General features: G+C 62.4%; 18 protein-coding genes. 8 read left to right on the top strand and 10 right to left on the bottom strand.

Annotated features, from left to right (window positions below):
* The first annotated feature begins 23 nt into the window (after positions 1-23).
* From BC443_RS01110 to BC443_RS01095, 4 genes are all read left to right on the top strand, one after another.
* Positions 24-632 carry an NAD(P)H-dependent oxidoreductase gene (locus BC443_RS01110; RefSeq protein WP_071229986.1) on the top strand — a complete coding sequence of 203 codons (609 nt, stop codon included), beginning with the start codon at positions 24-26 and terminating at the stop codon, positions 630-632.
* 183 nt (positions 633-815) lie between these two features.
* Positions 816-1,256, top strand: a complete 441-nt coding sequence (locus BC443_RS01105) for a VOC family protein (protein ID WP_071229985.1) — start codon at positions 816-818, stop codon at positions 1,254-1,256.
* A 5-nt stretch (positions 1,257-1,261) separates the two neighbouring features.
* Complete coding sequence (locus BC443_RS01100; RefSeq protein WP_071229984.1) at positions 1,262-1,735, top strand: TspO/MBR family protein; 474 nt, start codon at positions 1,262-1,264, stop codon at positions 1,733-1,735.
* A gap of 195 nt (positions 1,736-1,930) precedes the next feature.
* The gene (locus tag BC443_RS01095) at positions 1,931-2,620 is read left to right on the top strand and encodes a uracil-DNA glycosylase family protein (RefSeq protein ID WP_071229983.1); all 690 of its coding nucleotides are present in this window, start codon (positions 1,931-1,933) and stop codon (positions 2,618-2,620) included.
* 18 nt (positions 2,621-2,638) lie between these two features.
* On the opposite strand, the gene BC443_RS01090 is transcribed toward BC443_RS01095, so the two are convergent.
* The gene (locus BC443_RS01090) at positions 2,639-3,040 is read right to left on the bottom strand and encodes a DoxX family protein (RefSeq protein WP_071229982.1); all 402 of its coding nucleotides are present in this window, start codon (positions 3,038-3,040) and stop codon (positions 2,639-2,641) included.
* 397 nt (positions 3,041-3,437) lie between these two features.
* Between BC443_RS01090 and BC443_RS01085 the strand changes: the two genes are divergently transcribed.
* The gene (locus BC443_RS01085; RefSeq protein WP_170835832.1) at positions 3,438-4,490 is read left to right on the top strand and encodes a diguanylate cyclase; all 1,053 of its coding nucleotides are present in this window, start codon (positions 3,438-3,440) and stop codon (positions 4,488-4,490) included.
* 47 nt (positions 4,491-4,537) lie between these two features.
* Here the strand turns inward: BC443_RS01085 and BC443_RS01080 are convergent, their stop codons facing one another.
* From BC443_RS01080 to BC443_RS01055, 6 genes are all read right to left on the bottom strand, one after another.
* Positions 4,538-5,245 carry a phosphatase PAP2 family protein gene (locus BC443_RS01080; RefSeq protein WP_071229980.1) on the bottom strand — a complete coding sequence of 236 codons (708 nt, stop codon included), beginning with the start codon at positions 5,243-5,245 and terminating at the stop codon, positions 4,538-4,540.
* Between the two features lie 183 nt (positions 5,246-5,428).
* On the bottom strand, positions 5,429-8,341 hold the full coding sequence (locus BC443_RS01075; RefSeq protein ID WP_071229979.1) for a valine--tRNA ligase: 2,913 nt from the start codon (positions 8,339-8,341) through the stop codon (positions 5,429-5,431).
* A gap of 369 nt (positions 8,342-8,710) precedes the next feature.
* The gene (locus BC443_RS01070; RefSeq protein WP_071229978.1) at positions 8,711-9,136 is read right to left on the bottom strand and encodes a DNA polymerase III subunit chi; all 426 of its coding nucleotides are present in this window, start codon (positions 9,134-9,136) and stop codon (positions 8,711-8,713) included.
* Between the two features lie 364 nt (positions 9,137-9,500).
* Complete coding sequence (locus tag BC443_RS01065) at positions 9,501-10,241, bottom strand: SDR family oxidoreductase (RefSeq protein ID WP_071229977.1); 741 nt, start codon at positions 10,239-10,241, stop codon at positions 9,501-9,503.
* 205 nt (positions 10,242-10,446) lie between these two features.
* Positions 10,447-11,547: a branched-chain amino acid aminotransferase gene (locus BC443_RS01060; protein ID WP_083387138.1), complete on the bottom strand. Its 1,101-nt coding sequence runs from the start codon at positions 11,545-11,547 to the stop codon at positions 10,447-10,449.
* A 268-nt stretch (positions 11,548-11,815) separates the two neighbouring features.
* Positions 11,816-13,333 carry a leucyl aminopeptidase gene (locus BC443_RS01055; protein WP_071229975.1) on the bottom strand — a complete coding sequence of 506 codons (1,518 nt, stop codon included), beginning with the start codon at positions 13,331-13,333 and terminating at the stop codon, positions 11,816-11,818.
* Between the two features lie 201 nt (positions 13,334-13,534).
* On the opposite strand from BC443_RS01055, the gene lptF reads away from it, so the two are divergent.
* The 3 genes from lptF (at position 13,535) to BC443_RS01040 (ending at position 16,959) form a co-directional block, all read left to right on the top strand.
* Positions 13,535-14,617 (top strand): LPS export ABC transporter permease LptF, encoded by a 1,083-nt coding sequence (lptF, locus tag BC443_RS01050; RefSeq protein WP_071229974.1) that lies wholly within the window; start codon positions 13,535-13,537, stop codon positions 14,615-14,617.
* A complete protein-coding gene (gene lptG / locus BC443_RS01045; RefSeq protein ID WP_071229973.1) occupies positions 14,614-15,672 on the top strand; it encodes an LPS export ABC transporter permease LptG in 1,059 nt (352 codons plus the stop codon). Before lptF ends, lptG begins: the two co-directional genes overlap by 4 nt.
* 216 nt (positions 15,673-15,888) lie before the next feature.
* A complete protein-coding gene (locus tag BC443_RS01040) occupies positions 15,889-16,959 on the top strand; it encodes an AarF/UbiB family protein (RefSeq protein ID WP_071229972.1) in 1,071 nt (356 codons plus the stop codon).
* A gap of 5 nt (positions 16,960-16,964) precedes the next feature.
* Here BC443_RS01040 and BC443_RS01035 read toward each other — a convergent pair whose 3' ends face one another.
* The 3 genes from BC443_RS01035 to BC443_RS01025 form a co-directional block, all read right to left on the bottom strand.
* Complete coding sequence (locus BC443_RS01035; RefSeq protein ID WP_071229971.1) at positions 16,965-17,681, bottom strand: hypothetical protein; 717 nt, start codon at positions 17,679-17,681, stop codon at positions 16,965-16,967.
* Positions 17,682-17,757: 76 nt separating this feature from the next.
* A complete protein-coding gene (locus tag BC443_RS01030) occupies positions 17,758-18,759 on the bottom strand; it encodes a glycosyltransferase (RefSeq protein WP_071229970.1) in 1,002 nt (333 codons plus the stop codon).
* Positions 18,756-21,191, bottom strand: coding sequence for a mitochondrial fission ELM1 family protein (locus BC443_RS01025; RefSeq protein ID WP_139284220.1), 2,436 nt, complete (start codon positions 21,189-21,191; stop codon positions 18,756-18,758). Before BC443_RS01025 ends, BC443_RS01030 begins: the two co-directional genes overlap by 4 nt.
* Between the last annotated feature and the right edge of the window lie 51 nt (positions 21,192-21,242).

The following is a 21,242-nucleotide window of genomic DNA, read 5'->3' as shown; positions in this document are numbered from 1 at the left end:
CAACCCACATTGGAGGCAGTTTCATGGCGCAGCGCATTCTTCTCATCACCAGTTCCCTGTTCGGCGAAGGCGGCCAGTCCAGCGCGCTGGCAGCATCCTTCAAGTCGGCTTTGGAAGGCCGTGACGTCGAGCTCGTCGAGCGCAACGTGGTCGAGCAGGCACTGCCGCACCTGACCGGCGCCGAAATGACGAGCTGGATGACCGAGCCCGGCGAACGCAGCGACGAACAGCAGGCGCTGGCGCGGATCTCCGACGACCTGCTGGCGGAAGTGGAAGCCAGCGACGTGCTGGCGCTGGCCGTGCCGCTCTACAACCTGGGGATCCCCAGCCAGCTCAAGTCCTGGTTCGATCGCATTCTGCGCGCCGGCAAGACCTTCCAGTACACCGCCAACGGGCCGGTGGGGCTGCTCGAGGGCAAGTCCGGTCTGATCCTGGCGGCGCGCGGCGGCATGTACGCCGGCACCGAGATGGACTCCCAGACTCCGCATCTCAAGCACATGCTTCGCCTGATGGGTATTGAGGACGTGCACACGATCTACGCGGAAGGCTTGAATATGGGCGAGGATCGCAAGCAGCAGTCGCTCAAAGAGGCTCAGCAGGCGATCGGTCAGTACGTGGCAACGCGTTTCTGAACACCTGATGGTCCGGTCGCCATGACGTCGAAGGCCCGATATCGATGATGTCGGGCCGTTTCGTCTGCCTTCCGGAGCGTTCGCCGATGGCGAGATAGGCGGTAGGCCGGTCCACGATTCACCGAACGTCGGTCGTGGTCTACCATAGAATGGTTCAACGTTTTGACGAATCAGGAAGATGTCATGGAATATTTGCACACGATGGTTCGCGTCGCCGATCTCGACGCCTCGCTGCACTTCTACTGCGATTTGCTGGGACTGCAGGAAGTCTCGCGCAAGGAGAGCGAGAAAGGGCGCTTCACGCTGGTGTTTCTGGCAACGCCCAACGATACGCCGCGCGCCAAGGCCGAGCAGACGCCGATGGTCGAGCTGACCTACAACTGGGACCCGGAAGCGTACACCGGTGGTCGCAACTTCGGCCATCTGGCCTATCGGGTCGACGATATCTACGCGCTGTGCGAGAAGTTGCAGGCGGGTGGCGTCACCATCAATCGTCCGCCGCGAGACGGCCACATGGCCTTCGTGCGTTCGCCGGACGGCATCTCCATCGAACTGCTGCAGAAAGGCGACGCCCTGGCGCCGCAGGAGCCGTGGGCCTCGATGGAAAACACGGGTAGCTGGTAATTGCCGTGAGTCGCTCGAGTCGTCTTTTCTGCGGCTGGCTGCTGCTGGTGGCAATCGCTGCCAGCAGCGGCATTCTGGCGCCGCCCGGCGAGTGGTACGCCGCGCTTGCCAAACCGCCACTGACGCCGCCTGACTGGCTGTTCCCTGTCGCCTGGACGCTGCTGTATCTGATGATGGCCGTGGCGGCCTGGAAGGTGACGCTGGTCGCGCCGCGCGGCGAACGCGGAAAGGCGCTGTTGCCTTTCGTGCTGCAACTGATCGCCAATGGCCTCTGGTCGTGGCTGTTCTTCGCGGCCCACTGGATGCTGATCGGCCTGCTCGACCTGCTCCTGCTGTGGGGGTTGATCGTCTGGACGATCGTGACCTTCTCGCGCTATTCACGCCTCGCTGCCGGCTTGCTGTTGCCTTATCTGGTGTGGGCCGGTTTCGCGGCCTATCTGAACGCCGGAGTGCTGGTACTCAACGCGCCATGGAACTGAAGGCCGGCAGCTCGATGGTCGGTCTATTCAGGGCCAGTATTTATCGATGGCCAGGCCCTGTTGATGGCCAAGATCTGTCGATGATCAGAACTATCGGCCAAGAGCTATTGGTTAAGAACTCTTGGCCAGAACTCTTGGCCAGAACTCTTGGTTAAGGACTCTTGGCTAAGGACTATTGATGGCTAAGGACAGCGCATGAATCATCAAGCTCAATCCCTGCCGGCCGAGATCGACAAGGCCATGCGCCGGGAAGCCGCCGAACTCGATCGGCTGGATGGCGATGTCTATCGCCAGTTCGATCGCGATCCATTGGCACCGATCGTCGGCCTCGGGCCTAAAAACGCCAAGCTCGCCGTGTTCGGGCGGGACCCCGGCAAGAAGGAAGTCGAAGTGGGGTTGCCGTTCGTCGGTGCTGGCGGGCAAAAGGTGCGGGAGGCACTCTATCGTCACCGCCACGGACAACCGCTCCCGGACTTCGAGGCGTCATTGACGGTGGGGGACGACCTGTTCTGGATCAATACCGTTCCCTACAAGCCGGTGGGCAACAAGGCCTGGTCCATGGCCGTAAAGCGCCGCTTCCAGCCGTTGGTGGCGGCCCTGCTGACTCGACAATGGGACGGTGACCGGGTGATCACGCTGGGGCGAGAGGCGTTTCTCTGGTTCGGTATCGGGCAGCCCCGGGAGGTCCGGGATGCGCTGGAGGCCTTCTGGTCGCGAGAGGACCGCTTCTCGGCGACGCATGTCACCCAGCTGACGCTGGACGATGGGGAGACCAAGCGCTTCGTTCTCGCGCCGTTGCCTCATCCTTCGCCGCTCAACCAGCGCTGGTTCAAGCGCTTCCCCGAGCTGCTGGCTCAGCGGCTGGCGGACTTGAAGATCGAATGAGGTTGCCGGCGCGACTCGTCAGTCGGGTCTGGCTGCCATGCGCCCGCTTCCCAGGAACATGATCGCCAGTGCTCCGAACAGGAACATGCCCTGCAGTTCCAGCGTCCAGCCGCCCTGGCTGTTGAGAGTCCACAGTTGGGAGGTATGGACGAGAATCAGCGCCACGACCATGTTGACTGCCATCAATAGCCCGCCAATTCTTGCCTGCCAACCGACAATGGCCATCAGCGGCGCGACGATCTCGCCAATCAGCACGCCATAGGCGACGAACGACGGCAGGCCCATCCCCGCCAGTTGCTGGGCAATGCCGTTGAGACTCGTGGGGTCCATTAGCTTGCTGATGCCGTGAAGCAGGATCAGAGCACCGACACACAGTCGTAGCAGCAGTTTGCCCAGATCGTCGTTGTGCAGAAAACGCATAGGAAATTTCCGTATTAGCCAAGTCCAGTGCCGTGTCGGCGCGTCTAGGCTACCAGAACTCGTCCTGATTCACGGCTATAGGAAATGGTTAGCGAATTGTAAGACCTGGACTACAATGTTGTACGTAATTTTGACAATGTTAATTTTTGTCAAAAGCAGTGATACTCGGCCACTCTCTTCCCGGTACTGTGTCAGCCCGCAGCTTGGGTGATTGGCGTTTCGACCAAGCCAGGCCTACGAAGAGCCCCTGCATAAAACGGGTCATACCCAAGCACAATAATGAGTCGCAATGCGCAGCTTGTTTCTCTCTATCCGGCAGAAAGGTACCGAGTTCTGGCGGAAATGTACCGAGGCGCCTGATTCTCTCCCGGCAGAGCGTCGGCGTAGCTTCGAGATCATGGCTGAAATCTATCTGCTCGCTTTCTGTCTGCAACTGGCAGTAGCGCCTGTGTTGTATCTGGTCGATCGTCCGCTGCTAGGTGGGCTCAATCTACTCTGTCTGGCAGGTTATGTGGTAGCCCTGGTGTTGCATCGTCGGCTCTTCGTGGCCACGGCGTTGACGATCAAGCTATCTACCTTCCTGATCTTCGTCATCATCGGGATCGCCATCACCGCTGACTCATCCAGCTTGATCTACTATCTGCTGTTCGCCGAAGTCGAGCTGATGCTTGCTGATCTCAGAAGACGCACCAAGATCTTGGTTACCGGCTGTTTGATTGCGCTATCTTTTGGCGTACTCCGTCTGCCTCCGCTGTACGGCACGGACGCGAGATTATCGACGGTCGATATGCTGCTCTCCGATTTGGGGCTGGGGCTGGTCTTCGTCATGCTGTGCGTGGTGATCCTGCGCATGTTGACGATCACCGATCGCCACGAGCATCGTTACCGCAGCGATGCCATGCACGATTCGCTCACGCGAGTCCTCAATCGGCGAGCGATCTTTGAACGGGCCTCGGCTTACTGGAAACGCGGGCGGGGATTCGCCATCGTGCTGGTGGATGCCGACCGGTTCAAGGAGATCAACGACAACTACGGGCACACCGCCGGTGATGCCGTGCTGCGTCATCTGGCCGGACTGTTGCGAGACTCACTCAGGGGCGATGACAGCGTTGGTCGTGTCGGCGGTGAAGAGTTCTTGATCTTGCTGCCAGGCGCCGGAAAGACCGAGGGCGTCGCCGCTGCCACGCGAATTCGCGATCGGCTGTCTCGCCACCCCTGTCAGCTCGATGACCTGGTGCTGCCGGTAACGCTGTCGATGGGGATCGCACGGTCCCGCGAGGGCGAGCAGCTGCGTGACGTGATCGATCTGGCTGATCGCCGTCTCTACGCGGCCAAATCCGCCGGACGCAATCAGGTCGTCGCCGATGGTCACGCCGAGAGTGCCGCATCGAGCAATGCGGAGCGCCTGACCCTGGGCGCTGAGCGTGCGTTCGAAGCCGACGACGTCTGAGCGGGTAAGTCAGGCGCCGAGTCGGTGGGTCCGTTCAATGAACGGATTCAACGGGCGAGTGGCAGACGCGATAGCCCGCGCTGGATCAGCGCGGTGACCTTGCTCGCGACGGGCGTGCACAGCACCCAGGGCAGCGCGAGCTGGGCGATGCTCAGCGCGCCCATATAGACGTCGCTGAACCAGTGCGCGCCGACCATGATCCGGGGTGCGCTCAGCAGTAGCACGAAGGCACCGCTCCAGGCGGCGGTGCGGCGATCGGCAAAGCGCAGCATGAATCCGGCGAAGATCATCAACATCAGCCCATGGTCGCCGGGAAAACTGTTCGACGCCGAATCCTTGGTGGGTATCGAGACGATATCCGTCAGGCGAGCGGCATGCGCGAAGAATCGTGTCGGGCTGGGGTGCCCATAGGTAATGGCCTTGTTGGTCACGATCGCGATGACGCCGGCGGTCAGCAGCATCGTCACGCCGATACTGAACCAGCGACGCAGGCGGTCAGGATGCGGATCCCGACGCATGGCGATGGTGAACAATACCCCCATGACGCCGAACGAGGCGGCGTCGAAGAAGCGCGTGTTGAGCAGCGCCAGCAGATCGTCCCAAAGCCCGTTTTCCGGCGTGATCCACTGGTTGAAGGCCCAGAAGATCCTGTCGTCCAGGTCGGTCCAGGGTAGCCCGTGGGGCAGCGCCCAACTGAGCAGCAAGAGCAGGCCGGTCACATTGAGCCCTAACAGGCGCTTCCACTGTATGTTCATCGATCGCTCGCAGATAATTCGTTTGCGAGGAGCATAATTTAAGAATCACATAAGGAACAGTGTTCTAAAACTTGCCCGTGAATATCCCGCTATGACGTTTCGCCGCGCCGACTCTGGTCTCGCTAGAATGAAAAAAGCCCTCGATGAACTGTCGAGGGCTCGAGGCGCGGTGGTAGCGACAGGTCAGCCGTTGAGTTCGGCGATCTTGGTCCGCTGCTCGACCAGCACCTGACGCGCCGCCAGATACTCCTTGAGCTTGCCGCGTTCCTTCTCGACGACCGCTTCCGGTGCCTTGGCGGTGAAGCTCTCGTTGCCCAGCTTCTTCTCGATGCCGACGATCAGCTTGTCCTGCTTGTCGATCTCCTTGGCCAGACGCTGCAGTTCCGCCTCCTTGTCGATCAGATCGGCCATCGGCACCAGCACTTCCATGTCGCCGACCAGTTGCGTCGCCGACAGCGGTGCCTGTGCCGGATCGTCGAGCCAACTGACACTTTGCAGCTTGGCCAGCTTGGAGAGGAACAGGCGGTTGGCCTCGAGGCGGTCGCGATCGCCGGCGTCACCCTTGGTCAGCAGCACATCCAGCGGCTTGCCGGGCGCGATATTCATCTCGGCGCGGATGTTGCGCACCGCGACGATCACGCCCTTGAGCCATTCGATGTCGCGGATCGACTGCTCGTCGATGCGCGATGCATCGGCTTCCGGCCAGGGCTGGTTCATCAGGCTTGCGCTACCGGCATCCGCCGTTTGCGCAAGCGTGCCGGCCAGCGGCGCGACGCGTTGCCAGATCTCCTCGGAGATGAACGGCATCATCGGATGCGCCAGGCGCAGGATCACCTCTAGCACGCGGACCAGCGTGCGCCGGGTGCCGCGCTTTCTTTTATCCAGCTCGGCCGCTCCCGATATCCTGTCTCCCGCGGCATTAGTACCTCCCTGTACGTCATCCTCCCACAGCACCGGCTTGGAAAGCTCAAGATACCAGTCGCAATACTCGTTCCAGACGAAGTCGTAGAGCGCCTGGGAAGCGTGGTCGAAACGGTACTCTTCCAGCGCCCTGGTGACCTGGGCTTCGGTCTGCTGCAGGCGCGAGATGATCCAGCGATCCGCCAGCGACAGCTCGACGGGCTCGCCACCGAGTCCGACATCCTGACCCTCGGCATTCATCAGCACATAGCGCGAAGCGTTCCACAGCTTGTTGCAGAAGTTGCGGTAACCGTCGAGACGGCCCATGTCGAACTTGATGTCGCGCCCGGTGGTCGCCAGCGACAGGAAGGTGTAGCGCAGCGCGTCGGTGCCGTGGGCCTCGATCCCTTCCGGGAACTCGCTGCGGGTCGCTTTCTCGATCGCGCGCGCCTTCTGCGGCTGCATCATGTTGCCGGTACGCTTGGCCACCAGCGTTTCCAGGTCGATGCCGTCGATCAGGTCGATCGGGTCGAGCACGTTGCCCTTGGATTTCGACATCTTCTGGCCCTGGGCGTCTCGAACCAGGCCGTGGACGTAGACGGTCTTGAATGGCACTTCGCCGGTGAAGTGGCCGGTCAGCATGATCATGCGCGCGACCCAGAAGAAGATGATGTCGAAACCGGTGACCAGCACGCTGGTGGGGTGGAAGGTCTCGAGTTCCGGTGTCTTCTCGGGCCAGCCCAGAGTGCCGAAGGTCCACAGTCCGGAGCTGAACCAGGTATCGAGCACGTCGTCGTCCTGGGTCAGCGTCACATCGGCGGCAATGTCGTATTTCTCGCGCGCTTCCTGCTCGGTGCGGGCCACGAACACGTTGCCGTCGGCGTCGTACCAGGCCGGAATGCGATGACCCCACCACAGCTGGCGCGAGATGCACCAGTCCTGCAGGTCGCGCATCCAGGCGAAGTACATGTTCTCGTAGTTCTTGGGGACGAACTCGATATCGCCATTCTCGACGGCTTCGATGGCCGGTTTGGCCAGCTTCTCGATGGCGACGAACCACTGGTCGGTCAACAGCGGTTCGATGACGTCACCGGAGCGATCGCCGTAGGGCAGGGTGTTGGTGACCGTCTCGATCTGCTCGAGCAGGCCGGCGGCCTCCATGTCGGCGACGATGCGCTCCCGCGCGACGTAGCGATCCAGGCCGGCATAGGCGGCGGGCAGGGTATCGTCGACATCGGGCAGCAGCCGCCCCTGCAGATCGAACGCTTCGGCGCGTTCGAGAATGGTCGCGTCTTTCGAGAAGACGTTGATCAGCGCATGATCGTGGCGCTTGCCGACCTCGTAGTCGTTGAAGTCGTGGGCCGGGGTGATCTTGACGCAGCCCGAGCCCTTTTCCATGTCGGCGTGTTCGTCGGCGATGATCGGAATCCGCCGGCCGACCAGCGGCAGCTCGATGAATTTGCCGATCAGAGAGGCGTAGCGCGGGTCTTCCGGATTGACCGCCACGCCAGTGTCGCCCAGCAGTGTCTCCGGGCGGGTGGTGGCGACGACCAGGTAATCCTTGCCGTCGGCGGTCCTGGCGCCATCGGCCAGAGGATAGCGGAAGTGCCAGAACTGGCCCTGCTGCTCGCGGTTTTCCACCTCGAGATCGGAGATCGCGGTGTGCAGTGTCGGGTCCCAGTTGACCAGGCGCTTGCCGCGATAGATCAGCCCTTCGTCATGCAGGCGAACGAAGACTTCCTGCACCGCCTTGTAGAAGCCGTCGTCCATGGTGAAGCGCTCGCGGCTCCAGTCGACGCTGGCCCCCATGCGGCGCAGCTGGCGGGTAATGTGCCCGCCGGACTCCTCCTTCCACTCCCAGATCTTGTCGATGAACGCCTCGCGACCCAGATCGTGGCGCGTCTGGCCGGTTTCCGCAGCCAGCTTGCGCTCCACCAGCATCTGCGTGGCGATGCCGGCATGATCGGTGCCGACCTGCCACAGCGTGTTGTTGCCGCGCATGCGCTTCCAGCGCACCAGCGTGTCCATGATCGTGTCCTGGAACGCGTGACCCATGTGCAGGCTGCCGGTCACGTTGGGCGGCGGAATCATGATCGAGAAGGGCTCGCCTTCTCCGCTCGGCGCGAAGCGGTTGTCGGCTTCCCAGCTTTCATACCAGCGGGTTTCGATCTGATCGGGTTGGTAGGTCTTGTCCATGGCAGCTATCGGGCTCGGCAATGAGTGGCGACGACACGCGGCGCACCCGGCTCGCACTTGCGGGAAAGCGGGATACGGCGTAGCGAAAATGGCGGGGATTATACCCTTTGGCGGCAGGCGGCGTCATGGCGGGAGGCCGCCGGACTCTATTTAACGGCACCGTTGCGAAAAGTTGGCGAGCGCAGCCACTTTTGCCAGGAAACGCTGAATAAATCGACGAGCGGCGTAAAGCGCAAGGCGTACGGAGCACAGGAACCGGAGCCTATGGGGTATAGGTGAGGATTCCGATCGGACCGGCGCCCCGGCATCGCACAACGAAGCGATTTGCCGGGGACGCCGAGTTCGCGCAGACATTTATGCAGTGTTTCCCTAGAGCTTGTGCGCCTCGACGCGATAACCCCGATCCTTGTAGGTCTTCCAGCAGGCGCGCTTGGTACGCAGCACGTCCTGATGCTGGTTGATGATCTCGGCGACCCGCTCCACCCGCGAGAACCACTCGGGGATCTCGTCGTGCAGGTTCAACATGGCCTGGACGCCCGGTTCCGGCACGGTTTCCCAGCCGATCGTCACCGGCGGTGGCGGCTCCATCGCATCGCCCGCCACCCGGTGCGGGACGTAGCTCTCTTCGCGGAAGGTCCACAGCAGCTCGTCCAGCTCGCGGGCCATGGCCTCGTCCTGCGTATGGATGTGCAACTGATACCCCTTGCGATAGATCGTCTCCGCCAGCCGGCAGGCGAAGTCGAGCCGGGCTTCCAGCGTGGTATCGGGCAAAATGTAGAAATCGACCTTGGTCATAAATCCCTTCGGGGAGCGGTAAGCAGTAAGAGCGGCGCTTCGCGCCTGGACGCGGTAAGAAAAGCCAATCCCGGCTACGGGCTACGGGCTACGAGCTACGAGCTACGAGCTACGGGCTACGGGCTACGGGCTACGGGCTACGGGCTACGGGCTACGGGCTATAGGCTATGGGCTACGACGTTGTGAAAAAAGTCGCAGGATATCGAATTCTGTCCTTGGCGGCTCGTCTACGGGCTCGAGTCGGCGCCGAGCGAGATGAGTGGCTAGGCGCACGGCGCGCAAGGAACGAGACATAACACGGGGTTAGGCGAGGCCCGCGCGCGTCGTGCAACAACGCCAATCGCTCGCGCAGGCCCGACCTCTCCTAGACGCCGCCGTCGATGTCGACGAGTGCTCCTGTTGTGAATCCTGCCTCGGCCAGCCACAGGATGCCGTTGGCGATCTCTTCCGGCTCGCCGATGCGGCCCATGGGGATCACCGAGCCGGCCACCTCTGGCTTGTCCGGGTTGCCGCCGCTGGCGTGGATGGTGGTGCGGATGACGCCGGGGCGGACGGTGTTGACGCGAATGCCTTCGCCGGCAACTTCCTTCGAGAGCCCTTCGGTCATTACGTCGATGGCGCCCTTGGAGGCGGCATAGTCGATGTATTCCCCCGCGCCACCGAGATGCGAAGCGGCCGAACCGACATTGACGATGACGCCGCCCTTGCCGCCGTGCTTGGTCGACATGCGCTTGATCGCTTCCCGGGCGCAGATGAACGGGCCGACGACGTTGATCTTCATCATCCGGTCGACGCGCTCGAAGCTCATCTCGTCGACGCGGCTGATCTGGTCGACCACGCCGGCGTTGTTGACCAGCACTTCGACCCGGCCCAGCTCGCGGTCGACAGTCTCGAACATGGCGACGATGGCGGCTTCATCGACGACATCGGCCTGGACCGCGATCGCGCGGCCGCCGTCGGCTTCGATCTCGGCCACGACCTTGTCCGCGGACGCCTTGTCGCTGCGGTAGTTCACGGCGACGGCGTAGCCTTTCTGGGCGGCCATGAGGGCGGTGGCGGCGCCAATGCCGCGTCCGGCACCGGTAATGATCATCACGGGTTTCATCACATCATCCTTTCGTGAGTGGGTCGCGAGAATCGCGAGACGAAGCGACCGCCGGTGGGCGGTCGTTCCGGGCTCGGGATGCGATCCCGAGCTCAGCGTCTTGCACGGTTTCAGCGTAGGACGGAACCAGGGCCTGCGCACCAGGGCCTGTCGTATCAGAGACCGTGCATCAGGCCCTGTCGTATCATTCAGACCCTGTGGGGCATCAGGCCAGCCGCATCAGCCAGCCGCGAGTGTCTTCGCTGCGACCGTACTGGATGTCGAGCAGGCGCTTGCGCAGCTTGGCGCTGATCGCTTCGCCTTCGATCTCCGGTGTGACGATACGGTCGTTTTCGGTCACCAGCTGGCCGATCTGGGTGATGACGGCGGCGGTGCCGCAGGCGAACACTTCGACGATCTCGCCACTGGCCACGCCGTCGCGCCATTCGTCGATGCTGATCGGCCGCTCTTCCGGCGTCAGGCCGGCATCGCGGGCGAGTTCCAGGATCGAGTCGCGAGTGACGCCTTCCAGGATGGTGCCGGTCAGCGCCGGCGTCACCAGGCGGCCATCGCGGTAGACGAAGAACAGGTTCATGCCGCCCAGCTCTTCGATCCACTTGTTCTCCGCCGCGTCGAGGAACGCGACCTGATCGCAGCCGTGGCTTTCGGCCTCGGCCTGGGCCAGCAACGATGCCGCATAGTTGCCACCACACTTGGCGGCGCCGGTGCCGCCCGGTGCGGCGCGATTGTAATGCTGGGAGAGCCAGATCGAGACCGGCTTGCCGCCGCCCTTGAAGTAGGAGGCGGCCGGCGAGGCGATCAGGTAGTAGTCGACCTCGGCCGCCGGCTTGACGCCCAGCGACTTGCCATTGCCGATCATGAACGGACGCAGGTACAGGCTACACTCTTCGGCATCGTTCTTCGGCGTCGGTACCCAGGCGGCGTCCTGCGCCACCAGTGTCTTGAGCGAGCCGAGGAAGGTTTCGTCATCGAGCTCCGGCAGGGCCAGGCGACGAGCGGAGGCGCGAAAGCGCGCCGCGTTCTTCTCGGGACGGAAGGTCCAGACCGACCCGTCGGCATGGCGATACGCCTTGATGCCTTCGAAGATCTCCTGACCGTAGTGCAGCACCGGAGAGGCCGGGTCGATCAGCAGCGGCCCGTAGGGGCGGATCTCGCCGCGCTGCCAGCCGCCCGACTTGGTCCAGCGTACGTGTACCATGTGGTCGGTGAAGTAGCGGCCGAAGCCCGGGTTGGCAAGAATCTCGTTGCGCAGAGCGGCATCGAGCGGGTTGGAGGAAAGATGGGCTTCGAAACCTGAGGTGGACACTGCGACTTCTCCTGACAGTCCATGATGCCTGACGACGCGAGCAGGGCGGCAGGCGGTCGATGACTTCGGTTGGGGGCTGCCCGGTGGACGGGCAGCGGAACATTTAAATTAGCATGCAAATCGTTGGCTGCGAAGAGGGCGGCGGCGGTTATCTCTGGCGCCCGATTCCGCGCCTGTCCCGGCGCCTGCGAGTTTCAGCGCCTGCCTGCGGCGAGCTGATATTTTCCCGCGTGGCGCCGCCGCTCTCCACGGCCAAACTCCACAATGATCAGGCCTCCGGTGTGACCACCAGCTCGCTCTCGCGGTCCAGCAGATAGCGCGTCAGCAATCCTACCGGGCGGCCGCTGGCGCCTTTCTGCTTGCCGCTGTCCCAGCCGGTGCCGGCGATATCGAGATGCGCCCACGGATACTTGTCGGCGAAGCGTGACAGGAAGCAGGCGGCGGTAATGCTGCCGGCCGGACGCCCGCCGATGTTGGCGAGATCGGCGAAGTTGGAGTCCAGCTGCTGCTGGTAGTCGTCCCACAGCGGCATGTGCCAGGCGCGATCCCAGGAGGACTCACCCGCTTCGAGCAGGTCCAGCGCGAGGTCGTCGTCATTGGAGAACAGGCCGCTGGCATGATCGCCCAGTGCGATGACGCAGGCGCCGGTGAGGGTGGCGATATCGACGACGCTGGCCGGTTCGAAGCGCTCGGCGTAGGTCAGCGCGTCGCACAGCACCAAGCGGCCTTCGGCGTCGGTGTTGAGGATCTCGACGGTCAGCCCCTTGAGCGTGGTGACGATATCGCCGGGCTTGATCGCGCGACCATCCGGCATGTTCTCGGCGCTGGCGACGATCGCGATCACGTTGAGCTTCGGCTTCAGTGCGATCACGCTTTTCATGGTGCCGAAGACGCTGGCGGCACCGCACATGTCGAACTTCATCTCGTCCATGCCGGCACCCGGCTTGAGCGAAATGCCGCCGGTATCGAAGGTGATGCCCTTGCCGACCAGAACGTGTGGCGACTCCTCGGCGTCGTCGGCACCCTGGTACTTCATCACGATCAGCTTGGAGGGTTCCGCACTGCCGCGACCCACGGCCAGCAATGAATGGGCACCAAGTGCTTCCAACGCGGCTTCGTCGAGAATTTCGACTGCCAGCGAGCCGGCGGATTCCGCGGCCAGCGTCTCGGCCTGATTGGCGAGGTACGTCGGGGTACAGATATTGCCGGGCAGATTGCCCAGGGTACGGGCCAGATTGATACCGTCGCCCAGCGCGGCGCCGATGCTCGCGCCTGCCTTGGCATTGTCGGCCTGCCCCGGTTCGCTCACTAGCAGTTCGATCCTGCTAAGCTGCGGTGACGGTGCCGAGGTCGACTTGCACTGAGTAAAGCGATAGACCGCGCGAGTCGCGGATTCCAAGGTCATCTGTGCATTCCAGGCGGTGTCGCGATCTTCGACTTCGGCATCGGCAAACGCTACCGCAGCGCTGTCGACCGGCAGCTTGGCCAGCGCGGTGAAGGCGGCATCGAGTGCCTTGCGCAGTGCGCCTTCGTTGAAGGCGTCGCGTTTGCCCAGGCCGACCAGCAGCAGCCGTTCGGTGGCGAGACCCGGCGCAAACGGAATGAGCTGAACATTGGCGAGCTCCGGGGTGAAATCGCCGCGCTCGACGAGTTGCGCGATCAAGCGTTCGCTGGCGTCATCCAGCTTGGCGACGGCGGGCAGCAGGTCGCCATCCTCAAACAGCGGTACGACCAGACAGGCTGTTTCGACCTTGGCTGGATTGACGGTCAGTACGGAAAATTCCATGACATCTCCACACGACAGAGGCTTCATCCACACCACCGACATCTCACGAAGAGACAAGGGCGAGCGGTTTCTGGATAATGCTGGCACGTCGCCAGCCTCGAACGTTTCTCAGTGTACGCAAAGCGGTGCCGTATTGCATGGACCGGCAACCGGCGTCGATAGGAAGACAGGCCAGCAAGGAAGCCATTTCGGGAGACACTTTTGATTATTTTTCGTTATCTGACTCGCGAGATACTCACCACCATGGCCGCCGTTGCCGGCGTGCTGCTATTGGTGATCATGGGCAACCGCTTCATCAGCTACTTTACCGATGTGGCGCAAGGGGACTTTCCCGCCAGGCTGCTCGGCACCTTGATGCTGTATCAGTTGCCGAACTTCATGCAGTTACTGCTGCCGCTGGCATTCTTTCTGGCTATCCTGCTGGCATACGGGCAGCTCTATCTCAACAGCGAAATCACCGTGCTGGCGGCCTGTGGCGTCAGCCCGCGCAAGCTGTTGCATGTGGCATTATGGCCCGCCGCGGTCGTGGCCCTGCTGGTAGGTGTCTGCAGTCTATGGTTGACACCGGCCGGCCTGGTGCATAACGAGAGCATGCTGGATGATCAAAAGCAGAACGCCGATTTCAGTACACTGACGCCCGGACGTTTCCAGGAGCTTGGCGATCGTACGGCATACACCGAGTCGCTCGGCGACGACGCCAGCCGCATGCAGGACCTGTTCATCGCCGAACAGGAGGAGCAGGCCAACGGCCCGCCGAGACAGGTCATCACGCGTGCCCGTAGCGGTTACCAGGCGACCGACCCGGAGACGGGCAGCCGTTACCTGGTTCTCAAGGACGGTTACCGTTACAGCGTCGTGCCGGGCAGTGCGGCGAGTGACCGCCTGCAGTTCGAGACCTATGCCATTCGCCTCGCCGGCGCCGCTACGACGCCGCAATACGACGACGTCGAACTATTATCCACGCCTTCCCTGCTTGCCAGTGACGATCCGGAGGCCCGCGGGGCGCTTCAGTGGCGCGCCAGCCTGCCCTTGATGGTGCTGATCCTGACCCTGATCGCGCTTCCGCTGTCACGCGCCAATCCACGCCACGGGCGTTTTGCCAAGCTGCTGCCGTCGATCTTTCTGTACATCTGCTACATGAGCCTGCTGCTGGCGGCACAGAGCGCCATCGCCAGGGAGCAGTTGTCGGCGACGCTGGGGGTATGGCCGATCCATATCGCTTTTCTCGCGTTCGGTTTATGGCTGAACCGAGGCCGACGTCCACGCAGGAGACGTGTCCTATGAACCTTATCGACCGCTACACTGCGCGAAATGTGCTTGCCGCGATGTTGGTCGTTCAGGTCCTTCTGATGGGGCTGGATCTGGTGATCAACTACATTTCCGGGCTCGATGACGTGGAAAACCATTACGGTGCTTTCGAGGTGCTGTTGTACACCCTCATGCGGCTGCCGTGGCGCTTTTATCAATACGCACCGGTGGGTGTCCTGCTCGGCGGGTTGATCGGGCTGGGTGCGATGGCATCGAATAACGAGCTGACCACGATGCGCGCGGCGGGATGGTCGCTGGCACGCATCATCTGGGCGGTGATGAAGCCGCTCGGAGTGGTGATCCTGCTGACCATGGTGGTCGGCGAATACGTTGCACCGAGTACCGAGCAGTATGCCAAGTCATGGCGGGCGGAGCAGCGCCAAGGGGATAACGGCTTGGCTGAACAGGATGGCGGGTGGCAGCGTGAAGGCAACGATTTCTACCGATTCGCCTCGATGCGCTCCGATAATACCGTGATCGGCGTCCTACGCTACCATTTTGACGGCCAACGCCTGGAGAGTGCCCTGCATGCCGAGCGCGCCGTGCCGATGAAAGGCGGATGGCAGTTGCAGAACGTACAGGAGACCCATTTCGAGCCAGACCGTACCGTAACCGACACCTATGCCAGCGAGCCCTGGCGGACATCGCTCGATCCGAAACTACTCAAGCAGATCATCACCGACCAGGACAGTCAGTCGATCGCCGATCTGTGGCGCTATGGCCGCTATCTCAATGCTCAGGGCACCGACGCCACCGATACTTGGCTGTATTTCTGGCAGAAGCTGCTGCAGCCGCTGGTGCTGGCAGGGCTGATGCTGGTCGCTGCTTCGTTCGTGTTTGGACCGCTCAGAAGCGCTGCCGCCGGCACGCGGGTCTTCTACGGCACCCTCGTCGGCTTGTCGTTCAAATACCTGCAGGACCTGCTTGGCCCAGCCTCGACGATCTTCGGTTTCTCGCCGATCTGGGCGGTACTGACGCCCACCCTGGCCTGTTTCCTGGTCGGGTTTTTCCTGCTCAGGAGAGCGGAATGAGGGTGGTAGCGTGTCATTCCCTGTAATTTCCCATCTCATTTAGCCTTGGCCAGCGAGTGCCACCTTGGGTGGTGGGCTCGCTGGACGCTTTCCTTAGCGGCATGCTGAACTTCCCTTGTGCCTGGAATTTTCATATTTCGGTGTGCCCGTCTGCGCTTATTCCGATATATTAAGAAAATATTAAAATTTTATTAAAGATGGCGAAGGGGCAGGGCAATGGCATTAGGCATCCAGCGGGGAGGTATGCAACGGTGCCGACCGCAGTTCCTGACTGCCCGCTTCGACGGGCCGGTAGCCTTCTCCAACTCGGGATGGCAGTGGTGGCTTGGCGAGGGGCAGGCACATCGGCCAGCGCAGACGATCGATCATCATTTTCATGCCGGCGCCGGGTCCGGCGTTACCCTGTTACGTGAGAAAGTCGCGAGGTCGCGCCGACTTTATTCTCTTGCGCCGCCGAGCTTGCCGGCAACACCGCGTCACTTCGTCAAGCAGATGGCGGTATCGCCGCGCAAGCGGCTGGGAGCGCTGCTGGGGTGCAGCAATGCACTGCTCGGGTTCAGCCACGGCACGGCGGAGCTCGCTCATAACCTGGCATTGCACGAGCGAACGGTGCATGGTGTCCGGACCTTGGCCTTTGGCGAGCGCTTCCGCCACGGCCTGCCCGTACAGCAGGTATTGCTGCAGGAGTATCTGCTCGGTTGGCAGCCGTTCAACGTCGTCTGGCAGGCGCATGAGCACGAGGCAACCCGACGCCACGCGCTACTGTCGAAGTTGATCGCCATGTTGGCGTCGTTGCGCGATACCGGCATCACTCATCTCGATCTTCATCCCGGCAATGTCATGGTATCGCCCGACCCGCTGGCACCGCTGCGCGCAATCGACTGCGGGCAGATGAGCATGGCGGACGATCCCGCCATCTCGGCGGCTATACATCTTGGCGTGTTCCTGCATGAACTCAATGGCAAGCGTCTCTTGCCGTCACCGCAGCTAGAAGAGGGTGCCCGAACGCTGCTGTACCGTCTCGTAGGTGGCGAAGCCGAGTTTGCTGGCGCCGAGCGGCTGGTGTCGCTGCTCGTGCGCTATTCGAGCAAGAAGCCGTTCTCGAGACGTCGGCTGCTGCAGCGCAGACGAGAACGGCTCGATACCAGCATCATCGAGACGCGTCTGCAGGCCCTCTCCCATAGTCGCAGTCTTCCTGCCCAGGTTGCCCACGCATCGTCTATCGGCAGTCGGCAGGAGTTACGGCTTATTGCGTCTATCGAGGACGTGGTGACCATGGCGCCTTGAACCGATCAGGCCGCGCGTCCGAACAGCCCCTTGAGCCTCTTGGTAAACTGCTTGAGTGGGCGGCGTTCGTTGATGACCGCGATAAAGACCTTGCGGTAGTGCCCTGGCGGACAACTGATCTCGCGTACACCATGCCAGGAATTACCACGTCGGGTGAACAGCAAGCTGTAGTTGCCCATCGCATGGGATTCGGTAGCGCTGTCGAAATCCTCGAAGGCTGGCGCACTTTTGCTGTCGAAGCGGCCATTGTCATCGAGCACCACGGTTTGCCCGCCCCAGTCGGGCTGCCAGTCGTCTTCGCCATTGAAGTAGAAGATGTGCGAGCCCAGCTTTTCGCGGGCGTCACAGTGTGGCGAGACCGAACAGCTAGCCGGCGTGTAGTGCCAGTGAAAGCGCAAGCTGAAGGCCTGGGTGCCTAACATGCGTGCCATGAACTGCCGATAGTGCGGTCCGTGCAGTTCCTGCATGAAGGCTTGCCAGTGCGGCGACAGTTCTATGTCCGGCGAGTATTCCAGCGCCAGCCGGTCGTGGGGTTGCTGACCGTAACGACGCGTCTTGCCGAATATTTCCTCGAAGTGCTCGGCGGCGGGCAGGCTGTCGCGCAATGCCGCGTAGCCTTCCTCGGTCAGCAGACCCGCCGGGTTGGCCCATGGATAAGGGGAACGCTGCTGGAACGCCTTGGCATCCATGTGCTCCAGTGCGTCGACATCCAGATAACGCATGACATGTTCCTTCAATAATCACTGATGATCAGTTTCTGTCTGCTGGCGAATCAGCCATGAACTTGAACGTGCGGCCTCAGGATGCCAGGCGGCGCAACAGCGTCGCGGGTAAGCGCCTGGCCAGCGGTGAGCGTATCAGGCGCAGATAGGCGGCGGACCCGAGCTGGCGGCGTGCATGCCAGCACAGGTCTATCCAGCGTTCGGTCATGACCCGTGTCAGCGCCTCGGGCACATGGCGTCGGCTACGCCGGTTGGCGGCGTCGAGCCGAGCCAGCCACTGATCGGCCCAGCCGAGATATTCTTCGTTCAGCGCCGCGCCGAGTTTCTTGGGTCGCGCCAGCGCATAGTGACGATCGAGATCTGCCTCGCTCGGGACGAGTCCCGTCTCGATGAGCGCCCGGCGACAGATTTCACGCTTGCGCTCACGGCCCAGCGCATCGGTCTGCTTGGTGAAGCGTCCGCTGTGTTCGCGTCCGCAGACCAGGATGTCAGCGAGGTTGGCCATCCGCTGCGTGCGCGACAGTCGCTGGTGCAACTCGTAGTCCTGACAGCGCGGAAAATCCTCCCTGTAGCCATGCTCGCGCAAAATAGCCGTGCGCGCCATGATCGTACGGTTGGTCAGTGCGCAGTAGAACGCCAGGCTGGCGGCGACGTCATCGGCCGCCAAGGGCTGGCGCCGCACGCGCTTGAGACGCTGTCCCTGATCGTCCATGAAATCGCAGGCGCTGCCGACCTGCGCCAGCTCCGGATGGCGGTCCAGGGTCTCGACCTGGCGGGCGAGCCGATTCGGCCATGACTTGTCATCGCTATCGAGCAGGGCAATATATTCTCCACGCGCCAGCTCGAGGCCGCGGTTGCGGGTTGCCGGAATGCCCAGATTGCGCGCATTGCCCTCCACGCGCAGGCGTGGATCCCGGTAGCGGGATAGGACCTCGAGAGTGGCATCGGTCGAGCCGTCATCGACGATCAGCAGTTCGAAGTTCTCGAATGTCTGCGCCAGGATGCTGTCGACGGCCGTCGTGATGTAACGCTGGCGGTTATGTACCGGAATAAAGACCGTGACGCGCGGCGTGCTCATCGGCGCTCCCGCCAGTAGTGCTCGCCGGCGCGCAAGCGAATGCTTTCTACCGTGGCCTGCACCTCGTCGGCAATTTCGAGGCGCTGCCGGCCTGGCGTCGCATCGTCCACTATACTGATATCGTCAAGCAGGTTGCGCATGGCAAGTACCTTGTGCAGGCGCTCGGTATTGCGCGGTGCGGTTATCAGACCTAAGCCGAATGCACGGTCGTACAGTCGGCCTTTCCAGTCCTGCTGGCGATGGGTGCCGCGGGTTCCGGTCGCCTGTGTGCGCCCGTGCATGAACGCCTCAAACCGATGCCCGAGACGACTCCATGATGTCGGCGGCAATGCGAGCGGAAAGACATGCACCGGTTTTTTGGTCCGAATGGCTTCGGCCTGCATCGATACGCTGTCGCCTGACACGACGAATGCGTCGCACAAGGCCAGATAGGCCCGGTAGGGGTTGTCTGCACCGTCTTCGTGGTGCCAGGCGTAGCGATAACTGGGAACATCGATGCCAGCGAAAAAGGCGTCCGCCGCGTCGGGTGGCGTGCGCGGGCTGGTGGTGATCAGCAGTGACCCTCCGCGAGCCTTGGCCAGGCGACAGGCGGCCTGAGCCATCGCACGGGCAACGGTGGCATCGAAGTGCTGCGTCTTCGTTGCGCCGCCGACCAGCACGCCGATACGGGGCCGGGGAAGATCGTCGAAGCGCGCTTGCCAATCCGCGGCGGCCTGATCGAGCGCCGCAGGGTCGGGCGCGTTGAGAGGCAGGAGGTTATGGATGACATTGTCCCGTGCCGGCAGGCCATACTGAGGCGTGGTGATGATCAGATCGAACCAGTCCAATGGCGCGCGCGGGCGGCCGAGGAAAATCAGCTGCGTGCATCCTCCTGACTGCTGCTTGACCCAGCGTGCTGCGCCGACACTGCGCCGGCCCGTGCTCAGGATCAGATCCGGCCAGGGGGGCTCGAGACGATCGGACTGGGTCAGATCGATGTTGGCAAGAGATGGGCGGCTGAACAGCGCGGGTCTTGGCGCAGACGGTTTGAAGTTCAGCCGTTTTTCCTCGCTGGGCCAGCCCAGTCGCTGTGCAAGTAGTGACAGCTGCGCATTGTCACCGTGATGCCGGCCCAGCAACAGCCATACCCGTGGAACGCGACCATGCCCCTGGCGTGCGCCGCTCAGTCCGGACTGGACGCACTCTCTCATGCCGGTTCCCGTGCGCTGGATATCAAGATGCCAGACGAGATCGGGATAGGCCCCGCTGATGCGGCGCAGCTGTTCGCGCCACCAGTGGGTACGGTAGAACGGCTGATCGTCGACGCGCCGGGGATCGGGGAGCTGAATGCCGACATAGAGTAAACGGCGGGCGCGCTGAGCCAATTCTCCCATGAACCAATGGATGTCTTCGGCGGGAAGATGTTCGAGCACCCCTGTGACGGCGACACCATCGAAGGCGGCATCCACCGCAGCGTCGCGCTCAGGATGCCAGAGCTGGCTCGCTTCCAGATTGAGCGGCGAGGGCGGCGCGGTCTGCCGAGCGGGCCGGCACCATAACAGCGAGGCGGCGTCGCACTCGCTTGCCAGCTGTGCGGCGCGGGGGCTGCTGCGCAATGCTTCATCGCTATCATCAGGCGTGTCGAGCGCTTGCAGCGCCTGCTCGAACCAGGGGCTTGGCGCCTGGCGGGAAAAGGGTCCGTAATACTGAGCATCCGCTTCCTGCTCCAGGCGGTGCCATAAATCGCCCAGCGCGTTGGGATGATAAGAGTAGATCCTCGGCGTCGGCTGCCAGGGCTGCTGGTGCAGCGCGGTATAGTGCAGCACATGGGTCCGGTTGTGTTCGTACTCCTCGTCGCGGGCGTTCCAGTGGCCGTCGAGTTCGCCCCACAGGCCGGGCTGTTCGGCCGGCGTGTCGGTCAGCGTCTTCTTGGCGGCCTGCCTGGCCTGATCGAGGTTCCACCACTGCGCCATGCGGGCGCAATCCATCACCATGACCGACGTGTCCTTGGCCGAGATGGCAAGATAGCCATGTTCGGCCATCGGCAGGTCGAACAGCACGGCGGGATCGGTGAAGTAGATCTGGTCGACGTCGTTATAGATGGCGCGCCCTTCGCGGCCGGCGAAATCGGGAATCGCGAAGCGGTAATTGGTGAAGCCGGTGCGCCATGTCGACTGATCGAAACCGGCGATATCCTTCATCAGGTAGATGCGGTATTCCCGTGCAGGATCGCGTACGCGTTCGACCGAATAGAAGAATATGCGCTGGGCTCTTACCTGGGCTTTCTCGGTGCCCAGGAAAATGCGCACCGGAGGACGCGGCGAGGGTGCTGAGGTCAACGCCGGCAGTATCACGCAGTGGGGCTGATGCGAGGTATCGGCGCGCTCGACTCGAATCGGTCGGGCGGCGATGGTCAAGGTCTCCTCGTTGAGACATGAAGCATTGCTTGTCAACGGAAAATCCCCTTCATTAAGCGCGCCTAAAGCGGTTTGTTGGCATGCTAC

Source organism: Salinicola sp. MIT1003, from assembly GCF_001858555.1.
Classification (GTDB): domain Bacteria; phylum Pseudomonadota; class Gammaproteobacteria; order Pseudomonadales; family Halomonadaceae; genus Salinicola; species Salinicola salarius.
Note: the sequence above shows the minus strand (reverse complement) of the source record. Positions and strands in the feature narration are given on the sequence as shown.